This window comes from Lysobacter sp. Root983 (genome assembly GCF_001429345.1).
Taxonomy (GTDB): domain Bacteria; phylum Pseudomonadota; class Gammaproteobacteria; order Xanthomonadales; family Xanthomonadaceae; genus Lysobacter.
The window spans coordinates 928408-943387 of record NZ_LMJO01000001.1; the positions used below are offsets into that span (position 1 = coordinate 928408).

Consider the following 14980-nt stretch of genomic DNA (forward strand, 5'->3'; position numbering starts at 1 on the left):
CGGCGCGGACCGTCGCCGGGGTCGCGAATTATAGCCCCGGCGCTAAACTGGACTCGATTCCCGCAGCTGAACGGAGGCCGCCATGGGCCAGTGGACCGATCTGGACACCCCGCACGGGCCGGTTGCGGCCTGGCGCGCCGAGCCTACCGGGCCCTCGCGCGGCGCGCTGGTACTGCTGCAGGAGATCTTCGGGGTCAACGAGCACATCCGCAGCGTCGCCGACCGTTTCGGCCAGGCGGGCTACACCACTCTGGCGCCGGACCTGTTCGCCCCGGTCCAACCGCATATCGAGCTGGGCTACGGCAGCGAGGACGCCGCGCGCGGCGGCGAGCTGCGCAACGCGGTCGGCTTCGACCGCGCGGTCGAGATCGCCGGCGCCGCCGCGCACCGCCTGCAAGGCGAAGGCCTGCGCACCGGCGCGGTCGGCTACTGCTGGGGCGGTAGCCTGGCCTTCCTGTGCAATACCCGCCTGGGTCTGCCGGCGGTGAGCTATTACGGCGCACGCACCGTGCCGTTCCTGGGCGAGCCGACGCGCGCACCCATTGTGTTCCACTTCGGCGAACGCGACGCCAGCATCCCGCCCGAGGCCATCGACGCCCACCGCGCGGCCCTGCCGAACGCGCCGATCTACCTCTACAACGCCGGCCACGGCTTCAACTGCGAGTTGCGCCCGGATTACCACGCCGACAGCGCGGACTTGGCCTGGAGGCGTACCCTGGACTTCTTTGCGGACGCGCTGAAATGAACCCCTGGCACCTGCATCCGCAACTGGCGGACGACACCCACCCGGTGGCGCAGTTCAAGCTGTGCGAATTGCGCCTGATGGACGACGCCAATCATCCCTGGTTGATCCTGGTGCCGCGGATCGAGGACGCGGTCGAGCTGATCGACCTGGACGAGGCCCAGCAGACCGAACTGATGCGCGAAGTCGCGGTCGCCAGCCGGGCCCTGCAAAAGGCGTTTTCGCCGCACAAGCTCAATGTCGCCGCGCTGGGCAACCTGGTGCCGCAATTGCACGTGCACGTGATCGCGCGCTTCCGCGAGGACATCGCCTGGCCCCGTCCGGTCTGGGGCATGGCGACCGCGCAGCCGTATTCGCCCGAAGCGCTGATCGGCCGCATCCGGCGCCTGCAGGACGCGCTGGCGGCGTGAGCGCGCGCGCGCCGCAGGCGCTGGCGCTGGCCGACGACGCCTGGTTGCTGCGCTACGCCGAGGGCGATGGCGCCGGCATCGACGATGCGATCAACGCGCGCGTGCATGCCGACGCGGCGCGCCTGCGCCAGCACGCGCCGGCATGGTTGCGCGATCTGGTGCCGGCCTACGCCAGCCTGGCGGTGTTCTTCGACACCGGCGCCATCGACGCCGAGCGCGTGCGCGCATGGCTGCACGACCGTTTGGGCGCCGACGATACGACGATGCGGATCGCCGCCGCGCGCACGATCGAAATCCCGGTCGTCTACGGCGGCGAGGAAGGGCCCGACCTGGAAGCGGCCGCGGCCGAGCTGGGTCTGACGCCGCAGCGCTTGATCGAACGCCATGCCGCGGGCGAGTACGCCGTGGCGATGATCGGCTTCGCGCCCGGCTTCCCGTATCTGTCGGGCTTGGACCCCGCACTGGCGCTGCCGCGCCTGGCCACGCCGCGCACGCGCGTGGCCGCCGGCAGCGTCGCCATCGGCGGCGCCCAGACCGGCATCTACCCGCGCGACAGCCCCGGCGGCTGGCGCATCCTCGGGCGCACGCCGCTGCGCCTGTTCGACCCCGCGCGCGAGCCGCCGACCGCCCTGCTGCCGGGCGACCGCGTGCGCTTTCGCGCCATAGACGCCGCCGCCGCGGCGGCGATCCGGGACCAGCCGGCATGACGCGCGTCGTCGAGGTCGTAGCGCCCGGCTTGCTGAGCACGCTGCAGGATCTGGGCCGCGACGGCTGGCGCCATCTCGGCGTGGCGCGCGCCGGCGCGCTGGATCCGGATGCCGCGCGCCTGGGCAACCGGTTGGTCGGCAACGCGCCTGATGCGGCGGTGCTGGAACTCACTCTGCACGGCCCGACCCTGCGCTTCGACGCGCCGGTGCGGATCGCCTTGACCGGCCGCTGCGTGGTGGCGCGTTTCGACGGCATCGCCTTGCCGATGGGGCGGCCTATCGATCTGCCCGCCGGCACCTTAAGCCTGGGTGCGATACGCGATGGCGCGCGCGCCTGGCTCGCCGTCGACGGCGGCTTCGCGACAGCGCCCGTGCTCGGCAGCCGCAGCACCGACCTGCGCGGCGGCTTCGGCGGCCACGAGGGCCGCGCCTTGCGCACGGGCGACCGCCTCGCATTGGTTCCCGGCTCGATGTTCGTGACTCAAATGCCGCGCATTCCCGGCTGGTGGGCCGAGCCGGAATTCGGCGAGCATCCCGACGCGCCCGTGCGCTACTTGCCTTCCAACGATGCGGCGGCGACCGCCTTGGCCAGCCAGGCCTGGCAGGTCAGCGCTGCCAGCAATCGCCAGGGGCTGCGCCTGCACGGCAACCCGTTGACCAGCCAACGCGCGGGCGGCCTGTCCGAACCGGTCGCGCCCGGCACGCTGCAACTGCCGCCCGACGGCCAACCTATCGTCTTGCTGGCCGACGCCCAGACCGTCGGCGGTTATCCGCGCCTGGGCCACGTCATCGCCGCCGACCTGCCGCGACTGGCGCAACTGCCTCCGCATGCGACGCTGCGCTTCCAAGCCTGCACCGCCGCCCAGGCACAAGCCGCCGCGGCCGAAGCGCGGGTGCGGCTGCAGCGCTTGTATTTGGCGCTAGAACGCCCGCTGGCACGATTTCTGTCCGCCTCCACGTGACCGGCCAAGCCACGAGGCTCGCTCTGGGTGGGAGCGGCGTAAGCCGCGAATGCGTCATTTCAAGCTGCGGTGTCAATGATTCGCTTCGCGTCCATCGAGCCGCGACGCAAGCGTTGTAGCGCGGTCGCGGCTTGCGCCGCTCCTACAGTAGCTGACGTGGCGATCCAACAGCACCGCACCGCGACCACGCTCTCACCGCACACGACTTCGGGCACTGGCTGCTGCTGGCGCTACGTGCTTAGCATGCCCGTTCGACCCCGCTCCGGAGAGTTCGCATGCGTCCCGTCCGTCTGCTGTCTCTGTCCGCCTGCATCGTGCTCGCGCTGGTCGCGTGCAAAGCGCAGACGCCCGCCGCCCCCGACGCCGCTACGCCGGCCGCCGCGGCCACCGCCGCCGCCAACACCGACTGGCAGCCCGCGATCGATGCCTTCATCGAAGGCTACTTCAATCACTACCCGACCGCCGCTGCCAGCGCCGGCAAGCACGAATTCGACGGCAAGCTGCCCGATTGGTCGCCCGAAGCCCTGGCCACCACCGGCGCCTGGCTGGAGCAGCAACGCGCCAAGCTGGCCGCGTTCGGCGACGACAAGCTCGCCCCCGATCAGCGCTTCCAGCGCGAGTACGCGCTGTCGGTGATCGACGGCCAGCTGTTCTATCTGAAGGATTCCGGTTTCCCCAACAAGAACCCCGCCTTCTACGCCGGCGACCTCTCGCCGAGCATGTACCTCACCCGCCCCTACGCGCCGCTGCCGCAGCGCATGGCCGCGTTCGCCAGCTACCAGGAAGCCCTGCCCAAGGCCGCCGAACAGATCCGCGCCAACCTCAAGGGCCCGCTGCCGGCCAGCTACATCGAGTTCGGCAACATCGTGTTCGGCGGACTGGCCGAGTTCTTCAAGAACGACGCGCCCAAGGCCTTCGCCGAAGTGCCCGACGCCGCGCTGCAGGCGCGCTTCAAGGCCTCCAACGCCAAGGCCATCGAAGCCATGCAGGGCCTGTCGGACTGGCTGACGGCGCAGAAACCGCAGGCCACCCAGGACTATGCGATCGGCGCCGAGCGCTTCGCCAAGATGCTCAAGGCCACCGAGCGCGTCGACTTGCCGCTGGACCAGCTCAAGGCGATCGGCGAGGCCGACCTGGCGCGCAACCTGGCCGCGCTCAAAGCCGCCTGCGACCAATACGCCGCCGGCCAGACCATCAACGCCTGCATCGAGAAGGTCAACGCCGACAAGCCGCAGGGCGGCGCGGTCGAAGGCGCGCGCGCGCAACTGGTCGACCTGCGCAAGTTCCTGGTCGACAAGGACCTGGTGACCATCCCCGGCACCGAGGAGGCGCGCGTCGAGGAAGCGCCGCCGTTCAACCGCACCAACTTCGCCTACATCGAGATTCCGGGCCCGTACGAGAAGAACCTGCCCTCGGTCTACTACATCGCGCCGCCGGACCCGAAGTGGCCCAAGGCCGAGCAGGACGCCTACGTGCCGGGCAAGGCCGACCTGCTGTTCACGTCCGCGCACGAAGTCTGGCCGGGCCACTTCCTGCAGTTCCTGCACGCGAATCGCTCGCAGTGGAAGTTCGCCCAGTTGTTCGTGGGCTACGCCTACGCCGAGGGTTGGGCGCACTACACCGAGGAAATGATGTACGACGCCGGCGTCGGCGGCGCCACGCCGGAAATCCACATCGGCCAGCTCAGCAACGCCCTGCTGCGCGACGTGCGTTTCATCTCCGCGATCGGTCTGCACACCGGCGGCATGACCGTCGCCCAGTCCGAGCAGATGTTCAAGGACAAGGCGTTCCAGGATCCCGGCAACGCGCGCCAGCAGGCCGCGCGCGGCACCTACGACCCGGGCTATCTGAACTACACCATGGGCAAGCTGATGATCATGCAGCTGCGCGAGGACTGGACCGCCAGCCGCGGCGGCCGCAGCGCCTGGAAGGCCTTCCACGACCAGTTCCTGAGCTACGGCGGCCCGCCGGTGCCGCTGGTGCGCGCGCAGATGATGGGCGGCCCGGCCGAGGCCAAGCTGTGGCAGGCACCGGCGGCGGCATCCGCTCCTGCGGCCGCGCCGGCTGGCGCCGACAAGCCGCAGACCGCGCCCGGCACCTGAATCCACGCGCCGGGCTGCTACGGCGGCCCGGCGCAGGCGGTCGCGACACCCGACTTGGTGGCGCCCTGGGCCCTCACTCGGGGGGGCGATCCATGAGACCGAATATCGTCGCAGCGATCGTGCTGATCGCGATCGGCACCGTGTTCCTGCTCGACAATCTGGGCCTGGCCGACATCAGCCTGGGGCGCCTGATCCGGACTGGGTGGCCGGCGATCCTGATCGTGGTCGGCCTGGGCATGCTGTTCAGGCCCCATCGCAAACGCCAGGACGACTGAGGTCCGCTGCGACGCCGCTTTGAGGCAGAATCGCGGCGTGACCGTTCCGAACCGCAAACGCATCGATTTCAACTGCGACCTCGGCGAAGGTTGCGGCGACGACGCCGCGATCCTGCCCTACGTCAGCTCGGCCAACATCGCCTGCGGCGGCCATGCCGGCGACGACGCCACCATGCGCGCGACCCTGCGCCTGTGCCGCGAGCACGGCGTCGCGATCGGTGCCCACCCCGGCTACGAAGACCGCGAACATTTCGGCCGCCGCGTGCTGCCGCTGGACCGCGACGAGATCGGCATGCTGATCCTCAGCCAGCTCGCGCGCCTGGCCGCGATCGCCGACGACGAAGGCCTGCGCCTGAGCCACGTCAAACCGCATGGCGCGCTCTACAACCTGGCCGCCGACGACCGCATCGTCGCCGACGCCATCGTCGGTTCGGTCGCGGCCTTCGATCCGAAACTCGCGGTGTTCGGCCTGTCGGGCTCCGAACTCACCGCCGCCGCCGAAGCCGCCGGCCTGCGCGCCGTGCACGAAGTGTTCGCCGAGCGCGGCTACGGCCGCAACGGCCGCCTGCTGCCACGCGGCACGCCGGGCGCGGTGCTGGAGACCTTGGAGCAGGCGATCGCGCAGGTGCACAGCCTGGCCACGCGCGGCGAAGTCGTGTGCGCCGACGGCCACCGCCTGCCGTTGCGCGCCGACACCCTGTGCCTGCACGGCGATCGCGCCGACGCGCCCGAGTTCGCGCGCGCGGTACGCGCCGCGCTCGAGGCCGACGGCATCCGCATCCTCGCGATCGACGCCGCATGACCGTAGCGGCCGCCCCATCCCGCACCGTTTCCTCATCGCATCCATCGCGTCGCGACACCCAGCCCGCCTCTCCCGACACGGACGTCCCCACCGCCGGTAGCCCCGCTGCCGACAGGATCCGCTCATGAATTACTGGCCCTTGCTGGGCGTGGCCGCCGTCGTGCTCGGCTTCGCCTTGCGTCTGAATCCCGCCCTGGTCGTGGTGGTCGCCGGTTTCGTCACCGGCCTGGCCGCGAAACTCTCGCCGATGGACGTGCTCGAGGTATTGGGCAAGGCCTTCACCGACAAGCGCTTCCTGCTGCTGTTCCTGCTGACTCTGCCGGTGATCGGCCTGCTCGAACGCCACGGTCTCAAGGAACACGCCCAAGCCTGGATCGCGAAACTGCGCGGCGCGACGATGGGCCGCTTGTTGATCGCCTATTTGTTGATGCGCCAGTTGTTCTCGGCGATGGGCCTGACCAGCCTGGGCGGCCACCCGCAAACCGTGCGCCCGCTGCTGGCGCCGATGGCCGAAGGCGCGGCCCAGGTGCGCCACGGCGAGCTGCCCGAAGACGAGCGCCAGCGCATCCGCGCGATGTCCGCCGGCACCGACAACGTCGGTCTGTTCTTCGGCGAAGACATCTTCATCGCCTTCGGCGCGGTGCTGCTGATCCAGAGCTTCTACGCCGAACACGGCATCCAACTGGACGCGTTGCAGATCGCGTTCTGGGGCATCCCCACCGCGATCTGCGCATTCGCTATCCACACCGTGCGCATCCTGCGTTTCGAGCGCCGCCTGGCCAAACGCCTGTCCGCGGCCAAACCCGAGGCGCCGCCGGCATGATCACCCTCACCCACGCGTATTGGCTGCTTGGCGCCTACTTCGCCGCCCTGGCCTGGCGCGGCTGGCGCGACCGCGACAACCCGCGCCGCCACACCACCGCCCTGTTCTGGGGGCTACTGGCGTTCCTGCTGTTCGCCGCCGAGCACTTGCCGCCCAAACTGGTCGGCGTGTTTGTAGTGGTGCTGGCCGTGCTGGCCGGCTTCGGCGGCGTGCGCATGGGCGGCTACCAGCAGAGCAGCGCCGAAGAGAAACACCGCGAAGCGCAACGCCTGGGCAATCGATTGTTCTGGCCCGCGCTGCTGATTCCGGCGGTCACCCTGATCGGCGCGCTCGGCCTCAAGCGCATCCAGTTCGGCGGCACGCCATTGCTGGAAACCGCCAACGTCACCCTGGTCTCGCTAACGATCGCTTGCACGATCGCGCTGGCCGCCGCATGCCGTCTGACTCGGCAGACGCCGTGGAGCGGCGTGGAGCAATCGCGGCGCCTGGTCGATTCGATCGGCTGGGCCGCCCTGTTGCCGTTGCTGCTGGCCTCGCTGGGCAGCGTGTTCGAGGCCGGCGGCGTCGGCCAGGCCACCGCCGCGGTGGTGCGCTCGGTGATTCCGGTCGATAACCCCTTCGTGGTGGTCGTCGCCTACGCGCTGGGCATGGCTTTGTTCACCATCATCATGGGCAACGCCTTCGCCGCGTTCCCGGTGATGACCGCCGGCATCGCCCTGCCGCTGCTGGTGCAGCAGCACGGCGCCGAGGCCGCCTCGCTGGCCGCGATCGGCATGCTCTCGGGCTATTGCGGCACCCTGATGACGCCGATGGCGGCCAACTTCAATCTGGTGCCGGCGGCATTGCTGGAACTCAAGGATCCTTACGGCGTGATTCGCGCGCAGTGGCCCACCGGCGCCGTGCTGCTGGCCTGCAACGTGCTGCTGATGTACTGGATCGCGTTCCGATGAGCGCGCGCAAACCGACTGTGCTGTTGACCGGCTTCGCGCCCTTCGGCGGCGAAAGCAGCAACCCCAGTTGGGACGCGGTGCAGCGCCTGGCCGGCAAGTCCGTGCGCGGCCACCGCATCGTCGCGCGCTGCCTGCCCTGCGTATTCGGCGCCTCGCTGCGCGAGCTGCGCGCGGCCATACGCGACACCCGGCCTGCGCTGGTGCTGTGCGTCGGCCAGGCCGGCGGCCGCAGCCAGCTGTCGTTGGAGCGGATCGCGATCAACGTCGACGACGCCCGCATCCCCGACAACGATGGCGCGTGCCCCATCGACGAACCCGTGGTGGCCGAGGGCCCGGCGGCCTACTTCAGCGACCTGCCGATCAAGGCCATGCTCGCGGCCCTGCGCGCCGCCGGCATCCCCGCCGAGGTCTCGCAAAGCGCCGGCACCTATGTCTGCAACCACGTCTTCTATGGCCTGATGCACGCGCTACGGCGCAGCCCCGGCGTGCGCGGCGGCTTCGTGCATATCCCGTATTCGCCGGCCCAGGCCGCGCAGCACCCGGGCGCGCCCAGCCTGTCGATCGAGCTCGTCTCCGAAGGTCTGCGCATCGCGCTGGCCACCGCGCTCACGACCGTTGCGGACAGCAGAATCGCCGCCGGCGCCGAGCACTGACGCGTCTGTTTGCCTCCCCTTGCTTGTCCTCCCCCTTTGAAAAAGGGGGATCGAGGGGGATTTGTTCTTGATCCGCAGCTAAAAGCAAATCCCCCCTAGCCCCCCTTTTTCAAAGGGGGGAATCAGGACAGCGGCGAATTCGCCCGCATCACGACGTTCGGCTCCCATTCGCCCACCACCAGCGAAGATGCCGCATCGCGTGACACAACGCCTCACCCCGGAGAACGCCATGCACCGTCGCCTGTCCGCCGCCCTGCTCTGCACCCTGGCCGTGCTCGCCGCGCCCGTCGCCCAAGCCGGTCTGTTCGACAAGAACCCCGACCAGGTCGCGCAGGAAGCCGTCGCCAAGAACCTGCGTGCGGTCACTTTGTGGGTCGAAGCCAGTTGGGGCTTCCGAAATCAGGGCGCCGCCAACAACCTCAGCCGCGCCCACCAGTCGTTCACCACGCGCGGTTACAACGTGGTCAGCGTGGAGCCGTATATCGAGAACGGCGATTTGCAGGGCTTTTTCGTGACCTACCAGAAGCCGTAAGCCCAGTCCTGCGGCTTAACTCGACTTGATCACCCGCGTACCGGCGATCAAGTCGTGCAAGCAGCGCTTGTCGCGGCGGAAGATCATCAGCACATCGACGATGCCGAACACATTGCCGAGTATCGGCACGACGCTGGCCAGATTGATCGGCAGGTAGCGCCGCAACAACAGACGGCCCAGGCTGGGCTTGGCGCCGTCCATGTCCACGATCCTGATCTTGCAGATCCGCTTGCCCCAGGTTTGACCGTAGGCATGCAAGGGGTAGGCCTGAATCAGCGCGAACGCCGTGAAACCGATCGCCGTCCAGAAGGCCAGCGTGCCGATCGGCATGAACATCCTTCCGGCTGCGCTGTTGGCGCGTACCTGCTCGAAATAACCGCCGAAGTAGGCCATCGGGCCGGTGATCGCGAACACGATGATCGTGTCCAGCACGATCGCCACCAAACGGCTGAACCGACTCGCAAGCTCGCCATCCACAGGCGTGCTCTCGACCAGTTGCGCCCGCGGGCTGCGGTACGGGTTCTCTTCTTCCACGGTTCGTCCTTGCAGTGGTTGCCGATACGGCTCAGGTACGCGGCAGCGTCACGCCGGTCTGTCCCTGATACTTGCCGCCGCGGTCCTTGTACGAGGTCTCGCAGACTTCGTCGGACTGGAAGAACAGCATCTGCGCCACGCCTTCGTTGGCGTAGATGCGCGCGGGCAGCGGCGTGGTGTTGCTGAATTCCAGGGTCACGTGGCCTTCCCACTCCGGCTCCAGCGGGGTCACGTTGACGATGATGCCGCAGCGCGCGTAGGTGCTCTTGCCCAGGCAGACCACCAGGGTGTCGCGCGGAATGCGGAAGTACTCGACCGTGCGCGCCAGCGCGAAGGAATTCGGCGGGATGATGCAGACGTCGTTCTCGATGTCGACGAAGCTGCCCGGGTCGAAATGCTTGGGGTCGACGATGGTCGAGTTGATGTTGGTGAACACCTTGAACTCGCGCGAGCAGCGCACGTCGTAGCCGTAGCTCGAGGTGCCGTAGCTGACGATGCGCTGGCCGTCGGCGGCGTGCTTGACCTGACCGGGCTCGAACGGCTCGATCATGCCGTGCTGCTCGGACATGCGACGGATCCAACGGTCGGACTTGATGCTCATGCGGGGGTCTCGGGGGCGTGCTGGGGCGAAAGCGCCGTGACCGCCGATTGTAAGCGAGCAGGGCCGGGCGTCGCCCGGCCCTAGGCCGCCCGCCGGGCCAGCGCCGGGCTCAGCCCAGCAGCGAGGCCGAAATCGAGGGCGCGACGCGCGGCCGCAGCGCCAGCCGCACCGCCAAATTGCGCGCCGCCGCGCGGTAGGCGCGGGCCGCGGCGGAGTCCGGCGCGGCCGCCACCACCGGCACGCCGGCGTCGCCCTGCTCGCGGATCGCGATCTCCAGCGGCAGGCTGCCCAGCAAAGGCACCCCGTACTGCGCCGCCATGCGCGCGCCGCCGCCCTCGCCGAACACGTGCTCGGCATGCCCGCAGTTCGAGCACACGTGCACGGCCATGTTTTCGATCAGGCCCAGCACCGGTACATGCACCTTTTCGAACATCTTCAAGGCCTTGCGCGCGTCCAGAGTGGCCACGTCCTGCGGCGTGGTCACGATTACCGCGCCCGCCACCGGAATCTTCTGCGCCAGGGTCAGCTGGATATCGCCGGTGCCTGGCGGCAGATCGACGATCAGATAATCCAGCTCGCCCCAACGCGTCTCGTTGAGCAACTGGGTCAGCGCCGAGGTCGCCATCGGCCCGCGCCAGATCATCGGCGTGTCCTGCTCCACCAGCAGCCCGATCGACATCGCCGCGATCCCGTGCGCGTGCATGGGCTCGATGGTCTTGCCGTCCGGACTGTCCGGCTTGCCGCTCAGCCCCAACATGGTCGGCACGCTGGGCCCGTAGATGTCGGCGTCCAACACCCCCACCCGCGCCCCGTCGGCCGCCAGCGCCAGCGCCAGATTGACCGCCGTGGTCGACTTGCCCACCCCGCCCTTGCCCGACCCGACCGCGATCAGGTTTCGCACGTTTTCCAGCGGGGACAGGTTGGGTTGGACGGCATGCGAGGTGATGCGCGCGTTGAGCTCCAGACTGGCCAGGGTCTTGCCCTCGCCCGCGAGCAGGCTAGAGATCGCCTCACTCAGGGCCGCCTCGATGCCGCGCACCGGGAAACCGCAGGTCAGCGCCACCGCCACCCGGCCGTCGGCATCCACCGCGCGCACTTTGGCGCCGGCCTCGGCGAGGGTGAAGTGGGTGTCGGGCAGCAAAAGGGCCGAAATCTGGCTTTGCAATGATTCGCTCAAACGGGTCACCTGATAAAGAGTCGCTGCGCAGCGCCCGAGATCATCGCAGGGCCGCAGCAGTCACATGATACCGCGGCCGTCGCTGCGGCCCAGCGCAGCGCGGCTTGCAAACGCGCTAAACGGTGATACGGGCGAAATAATCATCGAATAACACGCGTTTCTACCCGTTGGTATATCGAACTTAATCCCCGATAGCGCGGATATTGTCGCCAAGGAATCGCCGGGGACATTTATCGGCACTGGGTGCCGCACATAAATGACGCCTAGTTCTCCCAAAAGGGCGCTTTTCTACGAGTCGATCAGTACGGTCCATTTCGAGATCGCAACGTCGACCAGCACCCACCCCCCTACCTGTCCTGCGCCGAACCGGTTCGGCGCACTTTGCATAATCTGTCCACTCGATAAGCACATGCAAAGCGCGTTAAGGGCATGTTACGGTCGGTTCGTCGGGGGATTGACGACATAGAAATTGCCACGGATAGGCACACCATCCAAAAAGTTAGGGGATAACTCATGGAAGTAACCGAGAAGCGGCTGCCGCGCAGCCGTCTGACTGCTGCACTTTTGGCGGCTTTGATCGCGCCCGCCGCCGGCGGTGCGTTCGCCCAGGACGCCGCGCCTGCTCAACCGCAGCCCGCTAGCGATACGCCGACCGACATCGACAGCGTTACCGTGGTTGGCTCACGCATCAAGCGCGCCCAGATCGAAGGCCCGGCACCGGTCACCGTCATCAGCCGCGACGACATCGACAAACAAGGCTTCCAGACGGTCTCCGACATGCTGTCGTCGCTGACCCAGAACACCACCAACTCGTTCACCGGCGATCTGGCCGTCAACGGGTTCACGCCCAACGCCCAGGTGGTCAACCTGCGCAACCTCGGCCCGGGCTACACCCTGGTCCTGGTCAACGGCCGTCGCATCGCCGACTACCCGCAGCCCTACAACAGCGACCGCTCCTCCGTGAACGTCGGCGCCATTCCGTCCTCGATCATCGAGCGCGTGGAAGTGCTGGCGGGCGGCGCGTCCGCCATTTACGGTTCGGACGCGGTCGCGGGCGTGGTCAACATCGTTACCCGCACCAACTTCGACGGCAACCTGCTGCGCGGCACGGTCGGCACGACCGGCGCGGGCGGCGGCGACAGCGTCAACCTGGAGTACTCGGGCGGCCGCGTCGGCGACAACTGGAGCCTGACCTACGCCCTGCAGTACAACTACAACGAGCCGATCTTCGCGGCGCAGCGCGACTTCATGGACGACCTCCGTGACGGTCCGCGCGGCAACCGCGTCGGCCCCAGCCTGTCGCTGGTCGCGATCGACCTGCTCAACCGCAACCGCGCCGCGTACTACCCGGGCGACGCAGTCTGCGATCGCTTCGGTTTCTCGCCCTACCTGTCCGCCACCCGCGGCCAGATCTGCGGTTCTTACGATTCCGTGGCATCGCAGTCGATCTCGAACAAGCGCGAAGCGACCTCCGGTTACGCCTACGGCACCTACGACTTCAGCAACGGCATCCAGGGCTGGGCCAGCCTGATGCTGAACAACTCCGAATCGACCTCAAGCAGCGGCACCGAGTTCTGGGGCACCGGCGGCGATCCGTTCCTGCCCGCCAGCTTCTACTTCGACGAAGGCCTGGGCACCTACGTCCAGCTGCAGCGCGTGCTGACGCCGAAGGAAGTCGGTGGCAACACCGCGGTGGTCACCAAGTACAAGGAAAAGAGCTACGACTTCGCCACCGGCCTGCGCGGCGACTTCGGCGATCGTTTCGATTGGGATCTGTCTGCCTCGTACGGCCGCTACGACTACAAGTCCGACTCACCGCGCCTGCTCGCTCAGAGCGTGCACGACTACTTCCTCGGTCCGCAGACCATCGACGACTACGGCTATGCGCACCACACCCTGAACCTGGATCGCTGGCACACGCCGCTGACCCCGGAACAGTACCGGGCCATGTCCACGCGCGTCATCAACAAGGGCTATACGTCCTCGGCGCAAGCGAACTTCGTCGTCAGCGGCGACCTGTTCGAGTTGCCGGCTGGCCCGATCGGTTTCGCGGGCACCATGGAGTTCGGCCGTCAGACCATCGACCTGAAGAGCGATCCGCGCACCGACCCCTCGCGCACGCCGGATGCAAGTACGCCGTATAACCTGGTCAGCTCGGGCAACATCAAGGGCGAGCGCGATCGTTACGCGATCGGCGCCGAGTTCCGCGTGCCCCTGCTGGACACCCTGAGCGCACAGCTGGCCGGTCGTTACGATAAGTACGACGACATCACCGAAGTGGACGGCGCCTTCACCTACGGTCTGGGTCTGGAGTTCCGTCCGATCGAGCGCCTGCTGCTGCGTGCGAACTACTCCACCAGCTTCCGCGCGCCGGACATGCCGCTGGTGTTCGCGCAGGGTGTGGCTTCGTTCGCCGGCATCGTCGACTACTACGGCTGCCGCGCCGGCGGCGACACCGTCACCGAATGCCGTGCCAACAACCACCCGAGCCAGTACCAGACCCTGAACCAGACCGTCGGCAACCCCGACCTGCAGGAAGAAAAGGGCAAGTCGCTCACCGCCGGCTTCGTGCTCGACCTGATCGAAGGTATGTCGATGTCCGTCGACTACTACAAGATCACGCTGGACGACCAGGCCACGCGTCTGAGCCTGGACTACATCCTGCAGAACGAAGCCAACTGCCGCATCGGCACGCTGCCCGACGGCTCGCCGATTCCGCAGGGCCAGAGCTCGGCGTTCTGTCAGGACATCCTGTCGCGCGTGACTCGCCAGGTCGCCCCGGGCAACCCGAACGGTCGCGTCGTCAATGTCCGCGCCGGCTACATCAATGCGTCGCGTTCCGAGAACACCGGCATCGACGCGACCTGGCGCTACCGCTTCGATACGGATCGCTGGGGCAACTTCGATTTCAATCTGGCCTACAGCCTGAGCCTGGGTGAGAAGTACAAGCAGTTCGAGGAAGACGATCTGATCGACTACCGCGACCGCCTGGACAACGACAACCAGCGCAGCCGCGTTCGCGGCAGCGTGACCTGGGAGAAGGGCGACTGGACCACGACCGTGTTCGGTCAGCGTCTGGGCTCGGCGCCGAACGAGGCCGAAGCAGCGGGTCGGGATGCGGTGACCGGTGTTTACTACGGCGCGCGTCTGCAGCCCTACATGCTCTACAACCTCTCGGTCGAGAAGAAGTTCGGCGAAAACATGGAGGCCGCGTTCATCGTCAACAACGTGCTCGACAACACCCACCGCAAGGATCCGAGCAACACGGCGTACCCATTCTTCAACCCGTTCATCGGTGCCGACCCGTACGGCCGCGCGTTCTTCCTGCGTCTGTCGTACAAGTTCTGATCCACTGCACTCCGCTACAAGAAAGGCCCGGCGCAAGCCGGGCCTTTTTCTTTGCGCGCTATCAGGAGTGCCAGATGCGGCATCACTCGGAATTGTTCGCGCAACTCGCCGACGCAAGCGCAGCACGAGACGAAGCGAGAAAGGCACAATTAAAGTGTCATAAATCGCCAATGCCGCTCCGACTGCATATCGACCAGCAGAATTAACGGGCACTTCGAGTGCCACGTACGGCCGACTACACACATCTTAGGCGCACTGCATGCGCAATATCGCGATATCAGACGCATGCATCCCATGCCACACGCGCAAGCCATGCAACCTGATTTCGCCGTCGAATCAGTCAAGTAGCACTCTCTCGCGCC

The 14980-nt window shown here is 67.6% G+C and carries 15 protein-coding genes; 12 read left to right on the forward strand and 3 right to left on the reverse strand.

What is annotated here, in order from left to right; translation table 11 throughout:
• The first annotated feature begins 82 nt into the window (after positions 1-82).
• From ASE43_RS04055 to ASE43_RS04105, 11 genes are all read left to right on the forward strand, one after another.
• A complete protein-coding gene (locus tag ASE43_RS04055; RefSeq protein ID WP_057159536.1) occupies positions 83-745 on the forward strand; it encodes a dienelactone hydrolase family protein in 663 nt (220 codons plus the stop codon).
• A complete protein-coding gene (locus ASE43_RS04060; protein WP_057159537.1) occupies positions 742-1152 on the forward strand; it encodes an HIT family protein in 411 nt (136 codons plus the stop codon). Before ASE43_RS04055 ends, ASE43_RS04060 begins: the two co-directional genes overlap by 4 nt.
• Complete coding sequence (gene pxpB / locus ASE43_RS04065) at positions 1149-1859, forward strand: 5-oxoprolinase subunit PxpB (protein ID WP_057159538.1); 711 nt, start codon at positions 1149-1151, stop codon at positions 1857-1859. Before ASE43_RS04060 ends, pxpB begins: the two co-directional genes overlap by 4 nt.
• Positions 1856-2821 carry a biotin-dependent carboxyltransferase family protein gene (locus tag ASE43_RS04070; RefSeq protein WP_057159539.1) on the forward strand — a complete coding sequence of 322 codons (966 nt, stop codon included), beginning with the start codon at positions 1856-1858 and terminating at the stop codon, positions 2819-2821. Before pxpB ends, ASE43_RS04070 begins: the two co-directional genes overlap by 4 nt.
• 275 nt (positions 2822-3096) lie before the next feature.
• Entirely contained in the window at positions 3097-4923 is a 1827-nt protein-coding gene (locus ASE43_RS04075; protein ID WP_057159540.1) for a DUF885 domain-containing protein, read from the forward strand.
• 92 nt (positions 4924-5015) lie between these two features.
• Positions 5016-5198, forward strand: coding sequence for a DUF5668 domain-containing protein (locus ASE43_RS04080; protein WP_056175562.1), 183 nt, complete (start codon positions 5016-5018; stop codon positions 5196-5198).
• A 37-nt stretch (positions 5199-5235) separates the two neighbouring features.
• The gene (locus ASE43_RS04085) at positions 5236-6000 is read left to right on the forward strand and encodes a 5-oxoprolinase subunit PxpA (protein ID WP_200956207.1); all 765 of its coding nucleotides are present in this window, start codon (positions 5236-5238) and stop codon (positions 5998-6000) included.
• Positions 6001-6124: 124 nt separating this feature from the next.
• Complete coding sequence (locus ASE43_RS04090; RefSeq protein ID WP_057159541.1) at positions 6125-6823, forward strand: DUF969 domain-containing protein; 699 nt, start codon at positions 6125-6127, stop codon at positions 6821-6823.
• Positions 6820-7773 (forward strand): DUF979 domain-containing protein, encoded by a 954-nt coding sequence (locus ASE43_RS04095; protein WP_057159542.1) that lies wholly within the window; start codon positions 6820-6822, stop codon positions 7771-7773. Before ASE43_RS04090 ends, ASE43_RS04095 begins: the two co-directional genes overlap by 4 nt.
• Positions 7770-8426, forward strand: coding sequence for a pyroglutamyl-peptidase I (pcp, locus tag ASE43_RS04100; RefSeq protein ID WP_057159543.1), 657 nt, complete (start codon positions 7770-7772; stop codon positions 8424-8426). Before ASE43_RS04095 ends, pcp begins: the two co-directional genes overlap by 4 nt.
• Before the next feature lie 229 nt (positions 8427-8655).
• A complete protein-coding gene (locus ASE43_RS04105) occupies positions 8656-8958 on the forward strand; it encodes a hypothetical protein (protein WP_057159544.1) in 303 nt (100 codons plus the stop codon).
• 15 nt (positions 8959-8973) lie between these two features.
• Here the strand turns inward: ASE43_RS04105 and ASE43_RS04110 are convergent, their stop codons facing one another.
• The 3 genes from ASE43_RS04110 to apbC all read right to left on the reverse strand — a co-directional run bounded on the left by ASE43_RS04110 (position 8974) and on the right by apbC (position 11279).
• On the reverse strand, positions 8974-9492 hold the full coding sequence (locus ASE43_RS04110; protein ID WP_057159545.1) for an RDD family protein: 519 nt from the start codon (positions 9490-9492) through the stop codon (positions 8974-8976).
• Positions 9493-9523: 31 nt separating this feature from the next.
• Positions 9524-10093, reverse strand: coding sequence for a dCTP deaminase (gene dcd, locus ASE43_RS04115; protein WP_055899878.1), 570 nt, complete (start codon positions 10091-10093; stop codon positions 9524-9526).
• 109 nt (positions 10094-10202) lie between these two features.
• Positions 10203-11279: an iron-sulfur cluster carrier protein ApbC gene (apbC, locus tag ASE43_RS04120; protein ID WP_082607088.1), complete on the reverse strand. Its 1077-nt coding sequence runs from the start codon at positions 11277-11279 to the stop codon at positions 10203-10205.
• A 504-nt stretch (positions 11280-11783) separates the two neighbouring features.
• Here apbC and ASE43_RS04125 point away from each other — a divergent pair.
• Positions 11784-14618, forward strand: a complete 2835-nt coding sequence (locus ASE43_RS04125; RefSeq protein ID WP_057159546.1) for a TonB-dependent receptor — start codon at positions 11784-11786, stop codon at positions 14616-14618.
• Positions 14619-14980: the final 362 nt, after the last annotated feature.